At 38.3% G+C, this 22,207-nt stretch carries 19 protein-coding genes; 7 read left to right on the top strand and 12 right to left on the bottom strand.

Translation table 11 applies throughout. From position 1 onward, the window contains the following. Positions 1 to 148 precede the first annotated feature (148 nt). Positions 149 to 1,129: an aldo/keto reductase gene (locus A0J48_RS08390; RefSeq protein WP_200322114.1), complete on the bottom strand. Its 981-nt coding sequence runs from the start codon at positions 1,127 to 1,129 to the stop codon at positions 149 to 151. Between the two features lie 110 nt (positions 1,130 to 1,239). Continuing rightward, on the bottom strand, positions 1,240 to 2,949 hold the full coding sequence (locus A0J48_RS08385) for a DUF1565 domain-containing protein (RefSeq protein ID WP_200322112.1): 1,710 nt from the start codon (positions 2,947 to 2,949) through the stop codon (positions 1,240 to 1,242). A 270-nt stretch (positions 2,950 to 3,219) separates the two neighbouring features. Between A0J48_RS08385 and A0J48_RS08380 the strand changes: the two genes are divergently transcribed. Both A0J48_RS08380 and thiS read left to right on the top strand, forming a co-directional pair. Next, complete coding sequence (locus A0J48_RS08380) at positions 3,220 to 4,263, top strand: thiamine phosphate synthase (RefSeq protein ID WP_200322110.1); 1,044 nt, start codon at positions 3,220 to 3,222, stop codon at positions 4,261 to 4,263. A 71-nt stretch (positions 4,264 to 4,334) separates the two neighbouring features. Continuing rightward, complete coding sequence (thiS, locus tag A0J48_RS08375; RefSeq protein WP_200322108.1) at positions 4,335 to 4,547, top strand: sulfur carrier protein ThiS; 213 nt, start codon at positions 4,335 to 4,337, stop codon at positions 4,545 to 4,547. A gap of 98 nt (positions 4,548 to 4,645) precedes the next feature. On the opposite strand, the gene A0J48_RS08370 is transcribed toward thiS, so the two are convergent. Next, positions 4,646 to 5,881 carry a glycosyltransferase family 4 protein gene (locus A0J48_RS08370; RefSeq protein WP_200322106.1) on the bottom strand — a complete coding sequence of 412 codons (1,236 nt, stop codon included), beginning with the start codon at positions 5,879 to 5,881 and terminating at the stop codon, positions 4,646 to 4,648. Between the two features lie 1,053 nt (positions 5,882 to 6,934). Here A0J48_RS08370 and A0J48_RS08365 point away from each other — a divergent pair. Beyond that, on the top strand, positions 6,935 to 7,894 hold the full coding sequence (locus tag A0J48_RS08365) for a DUF1517 domain-containing protein (RefSeq protein WP_200322104.1): 960 nt from the start codon (positions 6,935 to 6,937) through the stop codon (positions 7,892 to 7,894). Positions 7,895 to 8,004: 110 nt separating this feature from the next. On the opposite strand, the gene A0J48_RS08360 is transcribed toward A0J48_RS08365, so the two are convergent. From A0J48_RS08360 to A0J48_RS08345, 4 genes are all read right to left on the bottom strand, one after another. Then, complete coding sequence (locus A0J48_RS08360; RefSeq protein ID WP_200322102.1) at positions 8,005 to 8,946, bottom strand: RpnC/YadD family protein; 942 nt, start codon at positions 8,944 to 8,946, stop codon at positions 8,005 to 8,007. Positions 8,947 to 9,380: 434 nt separating this feature from the next. After that, the gene (locus A0J48_RS08355; protein WP_200322100.1) at positions 9,381 to 11,219 is read right to left on the bottom strand and encodes a bifunctional serine/threonine-protein kinase/formylglycine-generating enzyme family protein; all 1,839 of its coding nucleotides are present in this window, start codon (positions 11,217 to 11,219) and stop codon (positions 9,381 to 9,383) included. A gap of 365 nt (positions 11,220 to 11,584) precedes the next feature. Beyond that, a complete protein-coding gene (locus A0J48_RS08350) occupies positions 11,585 to 12,988 on the bottom strand; it encodes an aromatic ring-hydroxylating dioxygenase subunit alpha (RefSeq protein ID WP_200322092.1) in 1,404 nt (467 codons plus the stop codon). A gap of 190 nt (positions 12,989 to 13,178) precedes the next feature. Beyond that, the gene (locus tag A0J48_RS08345; protein ID WP_200322090.1) at positions 13,179 to 13,988 is read right to left on the bottom strand and encodes an ABC transporter permease; all 810 of its coding nucleotides are present in this window, start codon (positions 13,986 to 13,988) and stop codon (positions 13,179 to 13,181) included. Positions 13,989 to 14,439: 451 nt separating this feature from the next. On the opposite strand from A0J48_RS08345, the gene A0J48_RS08340 reads away from it, so the two are divergent. Next, positions 14,440 to 15,513: a glycosyltransferase family 4 protein gene (locus A0J48_RS08340; RefSeq protein WP_200322088.1), complete on the top strand. Its 1,074-nt coding sequence runs from the start codon at positions 14,440 to 14,442 to the stop codon at positions 15,511 to 15,513. Here A0J48_RS08340 and A0J48_RS08335 read toward each other — a convergent pair. After that, positions 15,506 to 15,904, bottom strand: coding sequence for a DUF1499 domain-containing protein (locus A0J48_RS08335; protein WP_200322086.1), 399 nt, complete (start codon positions 15,902 to 15,904; stop codon positions 15,506 to 15,508). The genes A0J48_RS08340 and A0J48_RS08335 overlap by 8 nt on opposite strands. Before the next feature lie 43 nt (positions 15,905 to 15,947). Then, a complete protein-coding gene (locus A0J48_RS08330; protein WP_325078596.1) occupies positions 15,948 to 16,574 on the bottom strand; it encodes an HPP family protein in 627 nt (208 codons plus the stop codon). 56 nt (positions 16,575 to 16,630) lie between these two features. Here A0J48_RS08330 and A0J48_RS08325 point away from each other — a divergent pair, with 56 nt between their 5' ends. The 3 genes from A0J48_RS08325 to A0J48_RS08315 all read left to right on the top strand — a co-directional run bounded on the left by A0J48_RS08325 (position 16,631) and on the right by A0J48_RS08315 (position 18,684). Continuing rightward, the gene (locus A0J48_RS08325) at positions 16,631 to 17,773 is read left to right on the top strand and encodes an alanine--glyoxylate aminotransferase family protein (RefSeq protein ID WP_200322084.1); all 1,143 of its coding nucleotides are present in this window, start codon (positions 16,631 to 16,633) and stop codon (positions 17,771 to 17,773) included. A gap of 131 nt (positions 17,774 to 17,904) precedes the next feature. Next, on the top strand, positions 17,905 to 18,141 hold the full coding sequence (locus tag A0J48_RS08320) for a hypothetical protein (RefSeq protein ID WP_200322082.1): 237 nt from the start codon (positions 17,905 to 17,907) through the stop codon (positions 18,139 to 18,141). A gap of 342 nt (positions 18,142 to 18,483) precedes the next feature. Next, positions 18,484 to 18,684 carry a hypothetical protein gene (locus A0J48_RS08315; protein WP_200322080.1) on the top strand — a complete coding sequence of 67 codons (201 nt, stop codon included), beginning with the start codon at positions 18,484 to 18,486 and terminating at the stop codon, positions 18,682 to 18,684. A 353-nt stretch (positions 18,685 to 19,037) separates the two neighbouring features. Here the strand turns inward: A0J48_RS08315 and A0J48_RS08310 are convergent, their stop codons facing one another. The 3 genes from A0J48_RS08310 to A0J48_RS08300 form a co-directional block, all read right to left on the bottom strand. Beyond that, positions 19,038 to 19,451 (bottom strand): secondary thiamine-phosphate synthase enzyme YjbQ, encoded by a 414-nt coding sequence (locus tag A0J48_RS08310; protein ID WP_200322078.1) that lies wholly within the window; start codon positions 19,449 to 19,451, stop codon positions 19,038 to 19,040. Positions 19,452 to 19,509: 58 nt separating this feature from the next. Beyond that, entirely contained in the window at positions 19,510 to 20,592 is a 1,083-nt protein-coding gene (locus A0J48_RS08305; RefSeq protein ID WP_200322077.1) for a glycosyl transferase, read from the bottom strand. Between the two features lie 331 nt (positions 20,593 to 20,923). Further along, a complete protein-coding gene (locus tag A0J48_RS08300) occupies positions 20,924 to 22,084 on the bottom strand; it encodes an aminotransferase class V-fold PLP-dependent enzyme (protein ID WP_200322076.1) in 1,161 nt (386 codons plus the stop codon). Between the last annotated feature and the right edge of the window lie 123 nt (positions 22,085 to 22,207).

Here is a 22,207-nt window from a genome sequence, read left to right as displayed (position 1 = left end):
TTATGCTTTTGTATCCTAGTGATGTAGCTTTATACTTTGATTCATGATGTAGATGCCTAAAAAAGCTCTCATCATGAATCTTCACTGCTTGAGTAAGGAATTACGGGTTAGAATTGTAATGTTTTGTAAATTTATTTGTATATCATGCTCACCTTGTCTGAAAAATATTCTGCACCATTTTCTTCTCAGACTTAGCAGCAGCACTATCCAACTCTGCAACTTCTGAATCACTCAAAAACCAACCCAAAGCACCAAGATTCTGTTGTGCTTGTTCCAGATTTTTAGCACCAGGAATAGGAATTGCACCTTTACAAATACACCAATTAATAGCAACTTGAGACATGGTTTTATTTCGCGTATTTGCTATTTCTCGCAAAGTTCCTAAAACACCTTGAATGCCTGGTAATATTTGTCTAAATAAAATTCCTCTCACACCTTTGGGAAACTTGCCATTTTCGGCAAACTTCCCTGTTAATAAACCCAATGCTAAGGGACTATAGGCAATTAATTTAATTCCCAAATCATCACATACATCTTTTAAACCTAATTCCGTCACTGGATAGGTAGATAATAAAGAATATTGCACCTGCAAAGTTTTAATCGGTATTCCCCTTTCCTGAAATCTTTTATGCACCCATAAAAGTCGTTTTGTCCCGTAATTAGATAATCCTACACCTTTAACTAAACCTTGTTCATATAAATCAGCTAAACCATCTAATAAACCTACTTCTTGCCAAGGTGCATAATTCGCAGTTGACCAGTGCATCTGCACCAAATCAACGTTTTTACCTAATCTTTTTGCGGAAGCATTACAAGCAGAAATAATTGATTTTCTTGTCCATCTCCAAGGATAAGCTGCTAATTTTGTCGCAATACAAATATTTTCTTGATTTAACCCTTGATATTCTTTAGCGAACTTGCCTAAAAGTGACTCACTGCGTCCATTTAATCTTCCTGTACCATAGGAATCTCCTGTATCAAACAAGGTGACACCGTTATTTACACAGAGGTTAAACACCTGTTGTAATTGGTCATCCATGCTTTCATTGTATCCCCACAGGAGTTGATTTCCCCAAGCCCAAGTTCCACATCCCATAGTGGGTAGAGAGAGTAATTGACTAGTTTGCATAAGCTGTTCCGCATTTAAACTGTATAACTTAAATAAGTCTAACTCTTGTGGGGTGGGCATCCTCTTCGGACTGGGGTGTGGAGTGTAGGGAAGAAAAAGCCGTTGACGAATTAATTCAATCGCTCAATGATGGCTATTAAACCCCTGCTATTAAAGATTTGCACCATTTCGCGGGCGTTTTCTTGAGTGCTAAAAGCTCCTACTTGCATGACAGTGCGACCTTGTGAAACTTTGGGAAAAGCATCAGGAACTACAGAAAGAACTATTTCCCGTTGTTGGTTATTGGTGACTGGTACAACTACACGGTAACGTGAACTTTGAGGAGTGGTTGCATAGGGTGTGGATGCCAGAACTACACCTGAATTACCTGCATTTCTGGGTGAAGAAATAGATGCTTGAGGGGCAACAAATTCAATTACTCCTGATTCGGCTACTTCTGATTCAAACGCTGTTGGTTGAATTACTGCTGGTTCAATTCGCACATAATTTAATTGTGGTGTATTGCTTTGAAAATTAGTTATGGGCAAAGAATTTTGCAGATTAGTTGGGGTTATTTTAGGTATGGGATTGTTTTCCGGAGGATTGCTACGCTTGGATAAAATTACAGTAGACTGGTTGAAAGTTTTGGGGATGCTGGGAGCAGCAAAAACCATTTCTCTTCCTGTGGGTATTTCCTGTGCATAGACAGAATTAGGTGCAGAATTGCTAACAATTGTGGCTCTTGTGGCGTTAATATCTACATTACCGATAATGCGATTTTTAGATAGATTATTACCACCTGCAAAAATCACCTGCTTGGCAGCTTTGGCGTTAATATCATAACGACCGTTATTCCAAAATTTGTTGCCTCCTGGTTCGCTGATTGTGCCTAAATCTGGTGTGGCTTGGGCAATGACAACTAAACCATCTTCTTTGCTGCTTTGAATGACATTATTTCGCAAAATTGGGCTGGTATTTGCTTGGACTACAATTCCTGATCTGTTGTTAGTAATTTGATTACCGACAATTACGGGGGCAGCATTTTGGGCAACATTAATAGCAAAACCTGTGTTTTGAAAGACATTTTCCCGAATATCGGGACGGGATTCACCCGAAACAGTTATGCCATTCGCACCATTTTGATGAAAATAATTTTTGCTAATTGTGGGAGTAGCATTACCAGTGGTAGCAATGCCATCTTGGGTATTGCCAGTAAATGTATTTTCCTGAACTATGGGATTTGTAGATTCAATCCATAAACCATAACCACGGTTGTTAGTGTTGGTGACTGTAACTCCGCTTAAACTGGCTTGGTTTGCACCGACAATAGCCACATTTTGACGACCAAAGCTGCGACTAAGATATTCACCACCACCAATAATTTTAACGCTTCTGCCTTGGTTGCGATGGTCTCCTTGAATAGCTATGCTCGGTTTGAGGATGATGGGGAATGCTTCACCTGTTTGCAGACTGTATGTACCGGGAGCAAGAACAATTAAAGTATTTGCTTGTGCTAGTTGTAAGGCTTTGGTAATTGTCTTGACGGGAGCGATTTCACTACCGTTACCGCCTTGGTCATTGCCGATACTTGGGTTGACAAAGAGGATGTTTGCCTGAGAAATTATTCTCTCACTCTGGACTATTTTTGCAGGAGTTATGGGAATTTGAGCAATGGCACCACTAATATTGGTATTTAGTAAGGCAGAAATCACTACCCCCAAACCCAAGGTCAATCTTAAAATTGGGGCTGGTGTCACCGACAGTCTGTTAAATTCTGAGAAAATGAGTTTTTGCGATCGCATCTCTGCTTTACGGTTAGAAATAAAACTAAGAAGAGGCATAAACTATATACAACTCCAGTACCATACCAATCAGTAATTTTCTCGGACTTTCAGACTGAATATGTCAATCATATTATCCGTAAAGTTGACCAATTGGCTATGTTTCCTACAAATAAGTTAGTAAATTTTAACTATAGCCATCCTCAATTAAACGTGAACAAATTCAACGCCTAATGCCCAAATCCCAGCCTCCATCAGTAAGTTCATAACTTAAATAAGACCGGATTGCTATATGTCAATTTTAATTAAACTCATAATGGGGTTGTTTTAATGGTTACAGCCCATCATCAAGGACAAGAAATACAACAAGTGGTGTACCGCATTTTAGATGCTAATTTAGACCGCGCTCGTGAAGGGTTACGAGTGATTGAAGAATGGTGTCGGTTTGGGTTGAATGATGCCGCCTTGGCGGAAACTTGTAAGCACCTGCGTCAAGAGGTAGGTAGGTGGCACACGCCACAAATGAGGGCAGCAAGGGATACTCCAGGTGATACTGGTACGGATTTAACTCATCCCCAAGAGGAAAAACGGGCTGATATCACATCTTTGTTACAAGCTAATTTTTGCCGTGTCCAAGAAGCATTTAGGGTCTTGGAAGAATATGGCAAACTGTATGACCCAAATATGGGAAGTGCTTTTAAGCAAATGCGCTATCAGATTTATACTCTGGAAAGCACTTTGATGGGTTATCAACGCCATCAATTACTGGGGCGATCGCGTTTATATTTGGTAACATCGCCAGTGGAAGATTTGTTTGCAACTGTGGAAGCTGCTCTCAAAGGTGGATTAACCCTGGTACAGTATCGGGAGAAAACGGCTGATGATTTGATCCGTCTGGAAAGAGCCAAGCAACTCTGTCAGCTATGCCACGATTACGGTGCTTTATTTATCATCAATGACAGGGTAGATTTGGCTTTGGCTGTTAATGCCGATGGTGTGCATTTAGGACAACAGGATATACCAATTGCTGTTGCTAGACAGTTACTAGGTTCACAACGGATAATCGGGCGCTCTACCACAAATCCCCAAGAAATGCAAGGGGCAATTACAGAAGGTGCAGATTATATTGGTGTTGGTCCAGTCTATGAAACACCAACTAAAGCAGGTAAAGCCGCAGCAGGTTTGGAATATGTCAGCTATGCAGTGAAAAATTGTCCCATTCCTTGGTTTGCGATTGGGGGAATTGATGCCAGTAATATTAATGATGTAATTGATGCTGGAGGACAAAGAGTGGCGGTCGTGCGATCGCTCATGCAAGCTGAACAACCTACTTTAGTTGCACAATATTTTATTGCTCAACTGCATCGGAAGTAGGAAGAAGGTGACAGGTGACAGAAAGCAGAAGTTTTGAATTTTGGATTTTGGATTTTTGAATTGATTTATTTATGAATTATCAAATTACTTTACAAGTCAACGGGGAAACACAAAGTTGTGTACCTGAAACGTCTTTACCTGAATTACTGCAACAGTTGGGTTTTAATCCTCGGTTGGTAGCGGTGGAATATAATGGTGAAATTTTGCACCGTCAATTTTGGTCAGAAACTAAAATTGCAGATGGCGATCGCTTGGAAGTTGTCACCATCGTCGGTGGAGGATAATCAGGGAATGGGGTGTAGGGTTTAGGGTGTAGGGTGTAGGGTGCAAGAAAAGAATTTTCTCACCAATTACCAATCACTAATTACCAATCACCAATTACCTAATTTAATAAACAAGAATAACGAGATTCTGGATTATATAGCCAGCGATGATAGGTTTTGCGTTTGGCAAATTCTTGTCCTTGACGGCCGAGTTTTTCTCGTAGTTGTTTGTCTTGGCACAAACGTTTGAAAGCTTGCAAAACTGCATATCCAGAATCCGGATTTACCAACAGGCCATTTTCTTCATGGTGAACTACATCTAAAATACTCCCTAAGCCAGAGGCAATTATGGGTTTACCAAAGTATTCTGCTTCTAAGTAAACCATGCCAAAGTTGTCTATGCTTTTATCTTTGTCTTCCCACAAAGTCAGCATGGCGAAAATGTCACAGGCGACATAATAACTGACTAATTCTCGTTCTGGTACATGGCCTGCAAAGTGTACCCGTTGGTCTACCCGCAAGCGTTTGGCTTGGGATTGAAGTTGCTGTTCACAAAGCCCAACACCGCAAATTATGTAATGAACATCTACACCAATTGTTAATAGTAAAGGGATGTTATCTATAATGCGGTCAAAGCTTTTATGTGGAACTAATCTACCCACGGAAAGAATGACAATTGCTGTTTCAGGAATGTTGTAAGCCTGACGTAAGCGGCTGCGTAAATCATCAAGATGACTGGGACTAGTGGGAGTACCAAATTTTTCTGGTCTGACTACTGGGTTAATTACATGAGTTGGAGTATCTAAGCGAAAGTTTTTTCTTAAAGTTTCTCGAATATAGGAACTGTTACAAACAATTCCTTCGGCACGTTTCAGGGTAATTTTAAATAGCGATCGCCATAAAGGATTACGTACATTATTAACTAAGTCATTACCGTGGAGGTAGATAAAAAAGCGAATTGGTAAGATATAACTGAGTAGCAGTAGGGCGGGAAAATCGTAACCATGACACCATTCAATATAACGGTAGTGATAGCGGAAATAGAGTTTTATTGCCAATAATAAGGAGCAAATAAGATTGAATAGAGGCTGTAAAATTCTGGTTAATAATGTAGTACCCAGAAAACTAATATTCAGCCAACGATAAACAGGAAATTGTTGAGATTTATCAAATATTTTATCTCCTAAACAACCAGCAGCCAACACAATTATCCTTTCTGGATCTTGTAAACAGCGATTATACACATATTCTCCAATGGTGGCATCTTGTGGTTGAAATATGCGAGAGATAACTAGGATATCTGGATTAGCAGTTTTCTCCCTAATATGTGTCCCTAGTTGTGAAATATGTTCCATAATTCAGGTTGATAAATAAACTTCAAAGTCTCGAATTTATGGTTGATAACATAATACCAATTCGTAACTTGTAATGCGTAATTAGGAAAGTTTGACAGCCTCTAGGTTGATATTGCCGAATCTTAGAGAATTGGTATAAGTTGCTGGTTATAAGTAAAAAGGTGGAAAAAAAACAGAAGTATGTAACAAAAAGTCAAGTTGCCTAAAAACCTCTTCCCTGCTCCCCAATCACCTATCTATTGACATTGTTAGGAGTTAGACAAGCAGAATTTTGTAAATCTAAATTGGAAATTTTGCATTTTGAATTGGTATTAGCATGGGTTATCATTTTTCTCAAGGATTGGTATTATTAGGTTTGATTTGCACAAGAAATTTACATCAGTTTGAATGTGAAATTCACTGAGGCTAATAAATCACATTGAAACTGAAGGCAGAAGTATTGATTTTTTCTAGTGGTTGATTGGCTAAGATGGTTCACCAGCGATTTATCAGAATAGTGCTGGTGAAATTACTAAATTTATTTCCTCCAATACTTTAACTTGAAAATTGTTAATATTCATGCCAAAATGCCAAAAAATCTTGGCAAGTAGCTACATTATTTAATCAAATTTCTAACTAAATGGTGATGACTATTTACTCATTTTTTACATTTTTCAATCCCTGTAATACAGAAAATATAGATAGTATCATTAATGTTATTAATCCGTAAAATGCTATCTTTAACCCCCTGCCCAACTTTGCTACATATTCTTTTCTGATCCGGAAAAAAATAATTGCTATTAGAAAAAATTTGCTGTCTCTATTTTTCGTAATAGTTAAGTCAACATTATAGCTTTATAGTATTTATGTACTAAAATTGGTAATCATTAATTGATTCCAAAGTTTTGCAATTGCAAAGATATTTTGCGGTACGGTTATCAACTCCAGAAATCCTCCATCTGTTGACGGTCAACCCAAGATAATACGCGGTAAATTGAATATATAGTCTCCTGCGTTGTCAAATTCCCAGCAGTGGGGGAAAAATCTTAAAAATACTGTTTTTAGGCGATGATTATGCGTAAAAAATTACAACAAACCCTCAAGCCTCTGTTAAAAATTTTCGTTGTTCTTGGTCTAGTGTTAGCCTTAGCTTTGGGTAACGCTGATGGTGCATTAGCAGCGCGTACTGGTGGTAGAATTGGTGGCGGTTCTTTTAGAATGCCATCTAGTCGCACTTACACACCTCGCACCTACGCACCTGGTGGTGGTGGGGGATATTATCCTGGTGGTGGTTTTGGCTTTCCGTTCCTAATTCCTTTTTGGGGTATTGGTGGTGGTTTTGGTGGTTTGTTCACAATTCTGATATTTTTGGCGATCGCTAACTTTTTAGTCCAAAGTTTTCGCCGTGTCAGCAGTGGAGATACTGAAGAAGTAACTTATAATAGTAACCCCACTGTTTCTGTATCTCGTTTGCAGGTTGGTTTATTAGCACAAGCGAGAGGTTTACAAGGGGAATTGAACAAAATTGCAGAGAAAGCTGATACAAATACTCCAGAAGGAAGAGCAGAAATTTTACAAGAAGCGAGTTTAGCTTTACTGCGTCATCCTGAATATTGGGTATATGCGGGTGGTGGTACACAACAAGCTAAGTTAAATTCTGCTGAATCTCAATTTAACCGCTTGTCATTGGCTGAACGCAGCAAATTTAGCGAAGAAACTCTTTCTAATGTTAATAATCAGCTAAAATCTGTTTTGGCGAAAGAGTTACCAGGTGATGTAGATAATCCTACTCGTCTGATTAGTGAAGGGCCAGGAGAGTATATTATTGTCACCTTGTTAGCTGCAACCTTGGGTAAATGGGAATTTCCGCAAATTAATAGCGCGGATGATTTACGTCAAGCTTTGCGACAAATTGGAAGTCTTCCTGGTGAACAAGTTTTAGCGATTGAAGTTTTGTGGACTCCTCAAGCTGAAGGCGATACTTTGACTAGTGATGATTTGTTAGCTGAATATCCTGATTTGAGGTTGGTGTAATTCACCCATAACAACAAATAAAACAAATAAAACAAATAAAAATTTAGGGGTTTAGCATTGTGCTTTACCCCTTTTTGATTCTGAATATTCTGAATATCTTGTTGGCAATTTTAATTTTGTTGTGAAAATCTCGCTAGTAACTCCTCACGAGATAATTGCAGCAGTAAGGGAGTAAATTCTTCTCTAGTCATGGTCATCAGAGAATTGATAATTTTAGCTAATTCCGAATCTACTGCACCAAAACGTACTTGGAGAATGCTTTCAATCATAGCTCGTCTTTCTCTGTCTATTCCTTCTTGTCGTCCTTCTTGTCGTCCTTCTTGTCTTTCTTGTTTTTTAATCTCTTCTAATTGTTGTTGATATATTTGGGATAATTTCATAATCAACTCCTGATCATATTGATCTATATCTTGTTCTTGTCGTTGACGTGCGGATAATACAGCAATTAGGTCATGTACTAATTTTATGATATCCTCCAGCAACGGATTGTTATGAGCTAGTGTTTCTAATTCCTCAACTGCTTGTCTTTGTACTTTTCCTCTCCCTAATATCCGCAAAAACAGAGTTTCTGGTGTGCTGGGTAGTTGATGAATGACAATGATTGCGGTTTTAAATCCTGTTCCCAACAAATAAATTCCTTGTCCCCAGTTTTCTTCTTCTACAGTTGCTTTAAAACTTTCTAGGATTTCTGTTGAAGCTGTAGGAGTAAAAATCCATAATTGGGGTAATTCTGTTTCCTTTATTCGCGTATCATTGCGTTTAGCTTCCCGTTCTATATCAGCATGAACGTCAAATAATTTACCCATACAACTGCGAATTTCACTTTTGCTGACAGGATTACGGAATGGTTCAAATATGGCATAGTTTGTGGCCATTCTTCCCAGTAATCCTAGTGTTTCTAGGCTTTGTGTTGGTTGAGGTGAAGGAATAAATAAAACGTCAATTTGTCTGACTTCTGCGGTGATATCTTTGCTAGTTTCTACTTGTCCATAGGGTGTTAATAATTCAGTGAAATATTGTTTGGCAAATTGATCATGTATAAACCGGGTCATTGAATTTGATTTTAAGACGCAAATATAACAATAATAATACTCTTTGAATGATAGGGATCTAAATGTTCCAACAAATATAATCTATAAAATTTCTGTAGCTAGTGGTGAATCGCTGTTTGATGAAGGAGTAGAGTTAAAACCGCAGTAGACATAATTTTTTTGAGAACCTCTATTTCTAGGGTATTGTTCACCTAGGCAAATTTTAAGGGTCTAGCAATGCTAAACCCCTACCTGTTTATAATTAACATATTTATTTTTAGATAGTTCTTCCTTATCGACTTTAGCATAACAAATTTCAAGTCGCTTGTCAACACCCAATACTCTATCTTTGCGTTTATTCCCACCAAAACAACGCAAGACCTAGGTGGAGTGTAGTGTTAATAGCTTGATATGAATGGTTGTTTGCCCGAATCAGGATATCCTGATTCTGACATCTAAACTTCAGCAGAAAACACCACCCGCAAACCCGACATCCGTAAACCACCTTCCGCTTCATTCCAAGTGCGACTCGCACTGCGACAAAGTTCTGCACTAAAATTCCACGCACCACCACGCAAAACCCGACGATGGATATCACCATCCACATCCCACACACTACCATCAGTCGGTGCGCCTTCATAATTTTTATGCCAAGGATCAGCACACCATTCCCAAACTAAGCCGTGCATATCATATAATCCAAAGGCATTAGCTAGATCAAAACTACCGACATTTGAAATTTGTTTACGAAAATTATTTGTTGGTGGTACAAAATAAAAATCACCACCACTACAATTAATTAAATCAGCAGTAATTCTTTCCCCAAAATGAAAAGCAGTGGTAGTTCCTGCACGACAAGCATATTCCCATTCTGCTTCACTGGGTAAACGATAATTCCGTCCTGTTTTCATTGACAACCGCAAACAAAATTCTACCGCTTCATACCAAGAAATGTTTTCTATGGGTAAATTTGCACCTTTAAATTTTGCTGGGTTGGGGTTTAAAGGTTGGACAATTTGTGGTAAATCTGCTACTGCTTTCCACTGTGCTTGAGTAATGGGATATTTTCCCATAAAAAAAGGTGCAACGGTGACTAAATGTTGAGGATATTCTTCCACATCACCTTCATATTTTGTTGAACCCATTAAAAAATTACCACCAGGAATGGATACCATTTCTAAAGCGATATTTTTATTTAATTCTTCTAGAAAGAATTTGCTGCTTAGTCTGTCATAGCTAACTTTTTCTCCAGCAGTGTTTACCGTCACCACATCAAAATCAAAGGTTTCTAAAGGTGGTAAGGGGACAATAATTTTGGGAGGTGGTGGTAATGGTGTTTCCATAACAGGAGGAATTTCCACAACTTCTAGCGGTGATATTTCTGCTTTTAAAGCATCTAAAACTTCCGATGCTGACTGATATCGATCATTAGGAAAATGTTGCAGTAGCTGATCTAAAATAGAAGTTAATTCTTCACTAATAGAAATACCTTTTTCCTGTAAACGTTCTTTCCATAACCATTTAGCAGTCATCGGATCATAAAGAGGATCTTTAAGTTGATATGTATCTTGTATGGGTAAATCTTGAGTTAATAACCGCACACAAGTTACACCTAAAGCATATAAGTCACTCGCATGACAAGCAAAACCAGCCATTTGTTCGGTTGGTGCATAACCTAAAGTATAAATTGCTGTAGCTTGTCTGGCTATGCTGGTATGGGTGACTTGTTTTGCACCACCAAAGTCAATTAATACAGGTTTTTGATCTGTATCTCGACGAATAATATTTTCGGGTTTGATATCCCGATGGATCACGTTTTTTTGGTGAACAAAATCTAAAACTGGTAATAAATCTAATAAAAGTTGCCGAACTTCTGCTTCGTTATAAGCCTGTTCTTTAACTTCTTCTAGGAGTGTTTTACCAATAATAAATTCCTGGACTAAATACAAACTAACACCTTGTTCAAAGTAAGCTAATAAACGGGGAATTTGGGGATGATTTTCTCCCAGTTCATATAACCTAAAAGCCTCTTCTTTGAAAAATTCTGCGGCTTTTGCACGTTGTCCTGTTCCCTGAACTTGGGGGAAAAATTGCTTAATAACGCAAGGTGCGTTGAGTCTGTCTACATCTTCTGCGGCGTAAGTTTTGCTAAACCCACCTTCTCCTATTAACCGCAAAACACGGTAACGGTTTCTGAGGAGTTCACCAAATGTATCATGTCCACAAACAATGCAAAATTTACTATAGTCAGGGTTGAATGGGTTTGAGCAATTGGGATTTTGGCAAATTTGCATGGTTGAAGGGAAGATAGCATTTTGTCCAAAGTCAGCCCCAATTATTAATTCAGTTTTCAGTTATAGCAGAAGGCAAGAGGCAAAAGTCAAACCCTTTTCATCACTAAGTTTAAGCTAGAAAGAATTTCTTAACAGCCTTGTCCATTGCTATATCAGTTATCAGTTTTCAGTTATCTAGTAGTAATTAAGGGTATATATATGGGCGCACAGATTTCCATTATACTATTAATAGTAGAAGATTTCTGAAAATTTGTCAAGTAGTTGGTTAATCTTTTTCTAGGGGATAAATCTCAGATTTGTGGGTTGAAAATAATCAACTAGATTCCCGGTTTTTAAAGAAATTGGGAATCTAATCTGAGTAATTTTCAGTTTTTTTCTGGTAGGTTACGGAGTGGGATAGATCGCCCTTGATAAAATTGCTTTTCTAGCTTGTTCAGTTTCCACCATGCTAACCCTAATGCTAAAGGTGTAACTGTCTCAATGATGACTATTAAAAGAGATGGTGAATGTAGGGAAAATGCCAAAATAGGACTACTTGCTAAAGCTAATAATGTTATGATTGCACACCATAATTTTAATAGTCGAATATTAGCTAAAGCTTTTCTACAACTGGAACAGTTTTCTGTATGGGAGTGATACCTTTCTAGTAATGCATCTTTTGGCAATGCTGGGGGAAATGGTTCACCGGGAAATGGTTCAGCGTTGTATTGGTTTACCCACTGACGTAGTTCAAAAACAAAACTATCGGCTTTGGTTGCTAGATAAAAAGCTTTGGTGAATTGAGGACTACCACCTTTTGCTGCTAAATAACGTTCTTGATGATGTAGAAAAATTTGGTCGTCTTCTAAAACACCATTTTGTCCAATGTGATAATACCAACGTGGTCGCAGTTTAATAAATATCCCCGGCAGTTTGGAAGCAAATTTAAAGGGAAACCGGGCAATAATTCGACATTCACCTTTGCGAATTGGTGTAGCATAAACAACAGTTAAAATTCTCCCTTTGGGTGAGTTAATATCATGCCATATCAAACCAGGGGCGATAAATGTTGTTGATAATTCTCCTGTTTGTTCGGTTTTTAACCCTTGTTTCCAAATCCCTTTAAACCCGTGTTTGTCTGAATTAATTACTTCTAATTCTAACGGTGCGGCATTGGCGCGATTTCCCACTGTGCGATGATGGGTAAAGGCGACATGACTGGGATCGAGAATGTTTTCTAATAGTGTAAGAGCATCATAGGGAACATCTCGAAATGTGTTGATAATTACCCATCCTTCTGGTGATTCTTCAATGGGTTCAACCAGAGGAATTTTAGTTTTAGCGGCGTTTTCTGGGTTGCCTGGGTAAACAAATAATAGTCCTTGTTTTGCGGTTGTAGGTAAAGATGATACACAGGCACGTTGAGAAGTTTCCGCTTTACCTCCTGGTACTTGCTGAGGAATTATTTGACAAGCGCCATCTCCTGAAAAAGCCCAACCGTGATAGGGACATTCTAAGAGTCCATTTTCGTTAATTCTCCCTTCGGAAAGTTTGGCTAAACGATGGGGACATTGGTCTATAAATGTTTGCCAAGATTGGCTTTGTTTATCCCACCAAATTACTATATCTTTGCCTAAAAGGGTAAAGGAAGTGGGTTTGGTTTTATCTAAGTCTTCTAGGTAGTGAATTGGATACCAGGCTTCTTGCCATTGAAAATTGTCAGGGTTGTCTTTGCCTGGTAATATTTTTGTGGTCAAATTATCACTTATATTTGGGGTTGTTTCTAGCATTTTTTTATGGCAATAAATAATCAAATACTATTATTAACTATGGCAGAGAGGATGGATAAATCACAAGTGGATGTTCACGGGTGAGGATATCCAATTTCTGTCAATACATTGTTGGTTGTGTTGCTTCACCCAACCTAAATTTTGCTAGTCATTGGTCATTGGCTAGTAATTAAGAATTACGAATTACGAATTACGAATTCTTCTGCTTGTCCCCAGAAGCAAGAATTAATTCAGCTATGATAGCAACGGTAGCAGTGATAGAAATTAACATAACGCTAAGGGCATTAATATCAGGTTTGACTCCAGTTCTAATACGGCTAAATATTTCCATTGGTAGGGTGTTAACACCGCTACCGGCTGTAAAACTGGAGATGAGAAAGTCATCTAAACTAAGAACAAAGGCAAGTAAACAACCAGATAAAATACCAGGCATTAATTGGGGTAAAACTACTTTAATAAAGGCTTGAATAGGTGTTGCACCTAAGTCTAGTGCGGCTTCTTCCAGGTGGGGGTCGAGATTATTGAGTCTAGCAGATACGACTAGTCCAATGTAGGAGAGACAAAAAACTATATGGGCTGCTACGACTGTCCAAATGCTTAAGGGAATGGCAAAGGCAGCTAAACAAACTAGTGTGGCAACTGCGATCGCAATATCTGGAATTAATAATGGTAAATATGATATTCCACGATACAATTTTTTACCGGGAAAGTGATAACGCGCTAAACCAACCGCCATTAAAGTTCCCAATACAGCGGAAACTGTCACCGCACTAAAGGCAACTAATAAACTATTATTCACAGCCGATAAAATGCGAGTATCACTAAACAGTTTTTGATACCATTCTAGGGTGAATCCTTGCCAAGTGGCACTGTAGGGTGATTTGTTAAAGCTATAAAAGCTTAGTACCAGGATAGGCAAGTACATGAACACAAATACCACTAGTGAGAACACCGCTTGCCATGAAATAGGAGCTTTTTTCGTTGGTTGAGAGATATTCATGTTTATACTTAATTGTATATTTATTGTATTATAATATACGATTTTCATCAAAGCAGTCAAGGTATTTATAGGTAAATTAGCAGAAAATCAATTACTGTTTGTTGCATAAATTTGCAAAATGTGAAGACTAAACAACCAAAATAATAATCCCTAAATATCAGCAGATAATAAATTGTTTATTTTGAGATAATTAGACTATTTTTGTGTATTAATTCACGATTATCATGATTATACTTCTGTGAATATTTGGCTAATTTATGTCTGAAGCAGAAGATAATTTCCCTACTAAGATAGACAAAAAATATCCAAGTTACGTCATAAGATTTTGAAGCAATTATCCATATAGTTGGTGTTTCAAGTGCTTTACTGCTATAGTAAATCGCTGGCCATTAATTTACATCAAAAAAATAAACACCACTAATTTACCGTCTTACCTTTTAGGAGGTTGATCATGAGAATTGCTCAGATTGCTCCATTGTGGGAAAGAGTACCACCACCAGCTTATGGTGGAATAGAATTAGTAGTGGGGCTGTTAACGGATGAATTAGTTAAACGAGGACATGAAGTTACGTTATTTGCATCCGGAGATTCCCTAACTTTGGCGAATTTAATATCAGTGCATCCCCGCGCTTTAAGACTTGATTCTACTGTTAAAGATTACAGTATTTATGAATTGCTAAATCTGGCTTTAGTTTATGAACGATGTGAAGAGTTTGATATAATTCATTCTCATACTGGACATACCCCTTTAGCTTACACAAAGTTGGTCAAAACTCCCACCGTTCACACCTTGCATGGAATTTTTACACCAGATAACGAGAAAATCTTTAAATACGCCAAAAAACAACCTTACATCAGTATTTCTGATGCTCAAAGAGAACCCAGATTAGGATTAAATTATGTAGCCACAGTTTACAATGGCATTGATGTTAGTAGTTATGAATTTTATCCCCAACCAATAAATGAGCCTTACTTAGCATTTCTGGGAAGAATGTCTCCAGAAAAAGGAGCGCATTTGGCAATTGAAATTGCTAAACAATCTGGTTGGCAGTTGAAAATGGCAGGTAAAGTAGATGTGGTAGATGTAGAATATTTTGAAAAAGAAATTAAACCACATATTGACGGTAAACAAATCCAATATTTAGGTGAAGCTAATCATGCTGAAAAAAATGTCCTGATGGGAGGTGCTGTAGCAACGTTATTTCCCATTACTTGGAGAGAACCATTTGGGTTAGTGATGGTAGAATCAATGGCTTCAGGTACACCAGTAATAGCAATGCGAATGGGTTCAACTCCTGAAGTAATTGCTGATGGTGAAACAGGTTTCCTTTGCAATCATACTCAAGAATTTATTCAGGCTATTGATAGAGTAGAGAGATTAAACCGCTATGCTTGTCGGCGATATGTAGAAACCCATTTTAGTGTGCAACAGATGACAGATGGTTATGAAGCAGTTTATCAACAAATTCTCCAGGATAAATTCGCTCAACAAAATGGATATTTACGACCTGCTGTAGTTAATTAGATTGATTAAATAGAGTGCGAATTGTCTCTATGCGTTGGCGATTTACTCCTAAGTCGCCATACCCTAATCGGGAAGCTGAACGTACATGAATTACTTGCTCGTTAGAGTCTAGATAAAATTCCACATCATCAACAAATCCCATCAAAGCAGTTTTGAATTCTGCATATAGATAATTTTCTGTTTCACTAATTATCTTGGTTCTAGGTAAAGATTGAATAATACCTTGAAGTTGAGATAATGCTTGTGCTGGTGTAGATGTAAAACTCAGCGGTGCAATTTGATGGAGTGAATCTGAACTCTGACTGCAAACACAGTTAGGACTAGCCGGACAGGGTGCTAATCTACCATCTTTAACGCCTAAATTATTGGGTCTTGTACCTGAGAATATCATAGGATTAATAATGAAACAATTATCAATTATCAATTATCAATTGTCAATTATCAATGTCACCTGCGTAATGTGCCAACAACCACAAAGCATAACGTTCTAATCCTACCAAAATAGCTGTAATTCCCAATGCCCAGGCAAATAATACTAGGTTACTAACATTATTAGCTTTGAGGGCAAAACTGACAGAGGTGGCAACGGCTGGGGGGTGCATAGCATCTAGTATAATCATCAGGAAAATGGCTGATACCATTGCCAGTCCACCGGAAATATACCCCCCACCAAACATTAAATAAGTGGTAAAACCAATACTCGCAGCCATCATTTGAGCAAGTATTAAAGTACGGATAGCATTAGTTCCATGTTGGGGGTCAAGATAAATTAAAAAAGCACTGGAAGCAAGAGAAGCAAATAATAGACGTTGTTGAGTCAGTGCTTCTACAAAACCCATAACTAATAGTACTGTTACGGTTGGGGCTATAGCCAATGCTATTTCTCCTTTCCAGTCTAACCTGCGCCTGAGTGTGCGATTTGCCCCTTGTAATGGTTTTAAACTAGAACGTTTTTGACTCATGCGGCCATAGCCTTTACAGCTTGTTACATCTACTTTAAGACTTTGGGGGTATGGCTTCTTCCTGCGAATGATAGACAATCTTGAAGCTGATGAAAACATCGGTAATCTAATCGTTCTATGATGCCATTAATTACCATTTAGCCTCACATCAATTTATGACATCCACAATTGCCATCAACAATAATCAAAAGTTACAACTCTCACCCTTAGAAGTTCCCAACCGTTTATTACTTGGCCCTGGTCCATCTAACGCCCATCCTGCGGTATTGCAGGCCATGAACACCACACCATTAGGGCATCTTGACCCCGCATTTTTAGCCCTGATGGATGAAATTCAGTCTTTATTACGCTACGTATGGCAAACGGAAAACCCCCACACCATCGCCGTTAGCGGTACAGGTACAGCTGCAATGGAAGCGACTTTAGCTAACACCGTAGAACCAGGAGATGTGGTATTAATTGGTGTAGCTGGTTATTTCGGTAATCGCTTAGTAGATATGGCGGGAAGATATGGCGCAGATGTGCGAACCATTACCAAACCTTGGGGACAGGTATTTTCCTTAGATGAAATTAGCACAGCTTTAGAAACTCATAAACCAGCAATTTTAGCTTTAGTTCATGCGGAAACCTCCACCGGCGCACGTCAACCATTGGAAGAAGTGGGTGAGTTGTGCCGTAAATATGGCACATTGCTATTAGTGGATACCGTAACTAGTTTAGGTGGTGTTCCCATTTTCTTAGATGAGTGGGGTGTGGACTTAGCTTATAGTTGCAGTCAAAAAGGGTTGGGTTGTTCTCCTGGTGCTTCTCCCTTTACCATGAGTCCCCGGGCAATGGAAAAGTTGCAAAAGCGGGAGAGTAAGGTTGCAAATTGGTATTTAGATATGTTGTTGTTAGGAAAATATTGGGGTGCTGAACGCACATATCACCACACAGCCCCGATTAATTTATATTATGGCTTACGGGAAGCATTGCGTTTAGTTGCAGAAGAAGGTTTAGCAAATTGCTGGCAACGTCATCAACAAAATGTCGAATATCTTTGGGAACAGTTGGAAAGTATTGGTTTAAAAATGCACGTTGCCAAGGAATACCGACTACCAACTTTAACAACTGTTTGCATTCCTGAAGGGGTGGATGGAAAGGCTGTAGCACGGCAGTTATTACTTGAGCATAACATTGAAGTTGGTGGCGGTTTGGGAGAACTTGCGGGTAAGGTTTGGCGTGTGGGTTTGATGGGTTTTAATAGTCGTTCTGAAAGCGTGGATAGGTTAGTTGAGGCTTTGAAGAAAGTTTTATAGCATATTGCAGATCAATAAGGTAGAAATTTTTATGACAAAGCCTTGCAGCAAAAGGGTTTTACTGCTGAAAACTGCTGTAGTTAAGTAGGGTTGTTGTATTTGGGTGCGTTAATTGAGAGTTAGCGCACCTGATGGCAAGAAATAAAGCAACAGCCAAGGTGGTTAGGACATCAACAGATGATAAAACCTATACTGTAAAAGCTTTTTCACTGGAGTCACCTGCTATAAAGATTAAAGCTGTGTTGGGTTATCTGCTGCTTTCTTTAGTAGTAATAACACGAAATAACTTAGGATTTTACTTAAGTATAGCAGGAGGCAGGAGGAAAAGCCTTGTTATATCTACGTTTCAAGGATTAATCATGTCCTAATTATCCTGGCTACAGCTATAGACAACGCTAGGAATACAGTATTGGTAATACTATCAGCCTTAGAATTTCGTTTAGTTGGCTTAATTATCTGTATTTTCAGCAAACAATGAACAAGATAAAAAAATATATAAGAGTTGTCAGTGATTATAGTTAGTTATTTGAGATTTATTTAAGTGAATCTACTAAAAAAAAATTGTTGTGAAATTACTGTAACGCCAACAAAACAATAATGTTATGTTTTAGAAAGTTGATTGATTGCTTTTGTAAGTCTTTAATTCTTCCTGAAGAAGAATAGAAGACCAAGAAAATAGAAACTACTATTCACAACAAGGGAATTATATTATGCAAGGCTACCAAATCAATATCGTCAATAACAACAGAACCTACTGCTTTAAGTGGCTGATGATGCTACCTCAAGTAATAGAAACACTAAGACAAAATTTTACACAATCAGAAATTGAACAAGCGGAAATATCTCCTTTAACTGTTGAAGAAGTTATTAAAATGCAAGCTGAATATGCGGCAGCAATAGAGGTTTGGTAAATTTACACCAAGAGAGAGAGACCAGAAAATAGGTAACTCTTAAAAGACAACAGAGTTGAAACTTGCTTGGCATCTGGCTTTGTTATTAAATTTTGTATATCATTTGCAATCTACTATATATCTCATGCCATGTCTGTTTGAATATTTATCATTTCTGTTTGGGCTGGAAACAGGTAAGAAAAAAACAGTTATGAACACTAATTAGGCAGATATTATATAACAATAATCCCTTCTAGTTTACAGGGATTATTGTTATTTATGCTGATGTAAAGTTTTGGACACAATCTTCAAGTCAGGAGAATAGGGCGATCAAGTAAGTTGGAAACAGACAGCCCATCTTGACCACATTCAATTTATCCAGAAATATGAACTACCAACTCTCTAGCATGGCTATGCTGCCGATGTTCCCAAATATAAATACCTTGCCATGTTCCTAAAACTAAATGCCCATTATTAATAGGAATAGTTTCGGAAGTATGAGTTAAAACTGTACGTATGTGTCCTGGCATATCATCAGCACCTTCGGCATCATGAATATAATAGTTGCCTTCTGGTACTAATTTCGCCATAAAATTCGCTAAGTCTCTTAACACATCAGGATCAGCATTTTCTTGAATGACTAAACTGGCTGAAGTGTGACGCAAGAATAAAGTACAAAGTCCAGTTTTTACCCCAGATTCTGTAACGATGGCAGCAATTGGCGCGGTAATATTTTGAAATGATTTACCCGTTGTGGTAACTCTGAGTAATTTTTGGTAGTGTGTCATACCAATTTGGGATTTTAGATTTTAGATTTTGGATTGGGAGTATTTTACCAACCTTAATTTACAGTGACTGAAAATAATTTATCACGGTCTTGGCTATAGTTTCATTCCCATCTTTCGCTATTGGTTGCGTTTGCTTTGGTGGTTGGGGTGAGTCATGGAGAAAATCCCAATTTCCTTGAAAAAATTCTGTTGGTGTGATAATTTGATGGTAATTGTAGTTCTTGATTCCTTCTAACAGCAAATTAGCTTCTGCAAAGTCATCACGGGGTATGGTGATAATAGGTAATTCTAAACGGGTAGCTTCTGCAAAAGTGCTGTATCCAGGTTTAGAAATCACTCGTCCACAAATTGACATAAAATCTACAGGCCGATATTGACGATTTGTGATTTTAATTAAGTTGGGTAACTCTGGTGCGGAAACATCAAAAGTGATAAATTGCCAATCAGGAAATTGACTAAGATGATGATACGGAATTGCTTGTAAACCTAAACCACCAAAGCTGAGTAAGATGGTTTTTTCTCGTGGTGCAGTTATTCCCCAAGTTGTGCGTATTTCATCGGTAGGAAAGTGGGGAGAACCACCTGTTAAACCTACATCTATAATATTGGGAAAAGCTGACATCTTTTCGTGGAAAGGAAGACGGAACAAGCGATCGCTCTTAGTATACCAATCACTAATCCAATCAGCAATTTCTATAAATTCTCCTCCCCAGTCTCGATAAATAAAGTCCCAGCTAAAGTTACTTGTCATCCAGCAGGGAATATTTGCCGCTTTGGCAAAGCCAGCAGCGAGAAAAGGAATATCCGCCAAGATGAGGTTAACACGATTTTGACGAATAAAATTAACTTCTGAGGCAATTAAAGAATTTTGCTTTTTCTGAATTTCCTGTAATTTCGTTAAAGTAGCGGCTTTATCCATTGTCAAACTATCTGTTTGCACCACACCTAAATCAAAAGCACGTTGACGGTGAATAAAATCACCTTTAATATAGGATTCTAACAACCATCTAGGTGCAGTTGTAACGATAATTAACAACACTTCTGGACAAAATTTTTGGATGGTTGCAGCTACGGCAGCAGTGCGGGTAGTATGACCAAAGCCGTGATTAGTAATGGCTATATATAAAATAGGTCTATTCATGATTTTTACGTGCGATAGCAAGGATGCAAAAGTTTTAATTTCAGGACAGTCAGGACTTACGCAAAATATCTCTCAAACCCTCATTCCTACCTATCCTTCGTGTTCTATCCTATGCCTTTGGCACGCTAGGCGAAAGGGAACACCTGCGGTGAACGTGGTTGATTTTTTCGTGACTTGTGCGTAAGTCCTAAAATTTATCTGCATCTGTTTCTTTTCATCCTTAAAAAGGGAGAGTTTCAACCTTGAATGAAACAATTGTCAATTGTCAATTGTCAATTATCAATTGATAAACACAGATTAATTATCCGCGTTTATCTGCGTGCATCTGCGGTTATTTTATATGACAAAAATCTTCAATTGCTGCTATTAATTGGTCAATTTCTGATTCTAAGGTTAAGTAATGAACACTGACGCGAATGCAGTTAGGATTGGCAATTATGCGGGTAAGAATTTTTTGTGATTCTAGAAATTGCACTAATTTGGTATTAGGCTGATTATTGGTCAGTTGAAATGATACTAAACCGCTTTGGGGTGGGGAATTTTTTAAACATTTGACATTTGGTAAATTCGTTAGTTGATGCCAAAGATATGCACTATTTTGGCAAATTTGCTGATAGCGTTCCTCTGGTGTTCCCCATTGGTTATGAGTGGCGATCGCTTCTCTTAAACTGATATATAATGGAGTTGCTAAGGTAGACACTTCATACCTCCTACTATCTGGTTGCCAATTGATTGGTTGTGCTTGGTCATTGGTAATAACTCCATTCAAACCAATAAATGTGGGTTGTAATTTTTCCCTGGCTTCCCTTCGCACATACAACCCACCCACACCAGCAGGACCGCATAACCATTTATGTCCAGTAAAAGCATAGAAATCTACCCCCAATTCTGCTAAATTCAAAGGTAGAACACCAACTGATTGTGCAGCATCTACTAACAATAAAGAATTGTTATTCCTGCATATATCTGCGATTTTGTCAATAGGTAAGACTTGACCCGTGTTCCATAAAACATGACTTAAAACTACCAACCGTGTATTGGGGCGTAAGTTTTCGGCAATAATACTTGCAGGGTCGCCTTCATTTAAAGTTGCTATCAAGGGACAAGTAGAAACCTCGACTCCAAACCTACGGCTAATTTCCCCAGCAGTGGCAATAACACCGGGATGTTCACAGTCTGAGAGTAGCATAGCGTCGCCAGGTTGCCAATCAATCCCCCACATTCCGATATTACAGCCAATGGTGACGTTACCTGTGAGAGTGATGGTGTCTGGTGTTACATTCAATTCTGAGGCGATCGCTTGTTTGGTAGCTTGCATTTGCGGAGATATCCAGCCATAAGCCTCCGTACCAAAGGGTCCTATTTCTTGAATATGGGCTTGACTTTGGGTAATAGCATCCATAGCCCCTTGAGGCATTGGTCCTTGTCCCCCATAATTAAAATAAATCTTATTTGCTAAAGCTGGAAATTGGGCGCGATGGTGATGCAACATAATCAATTTTGGATTTTGGATTTTAGATTTTGGATTTTGGATTTTGGATGTTAAAACTGTCATTTAGCTTAAAAACCCATATTAATAATTCTATTCCTCCTACACACCACACCCTACACCCTA

Origin of the sequence: Sphaerospermopsis aphanizomenoides BCCUSP55, assembly GCF_001586785.1 — a bacterium.
Lineage (GTDB): Bacteria > Cyanobacteriota > Cyanobacteriia > Cyanobacteriales > Nostocaceae > Sphaerospermopsis_A > Sphaerospermopsis_A aphanizomenoides_A.
This window is presented reverse-complemented; position numbering and strand designations above follow the sequence as displayed.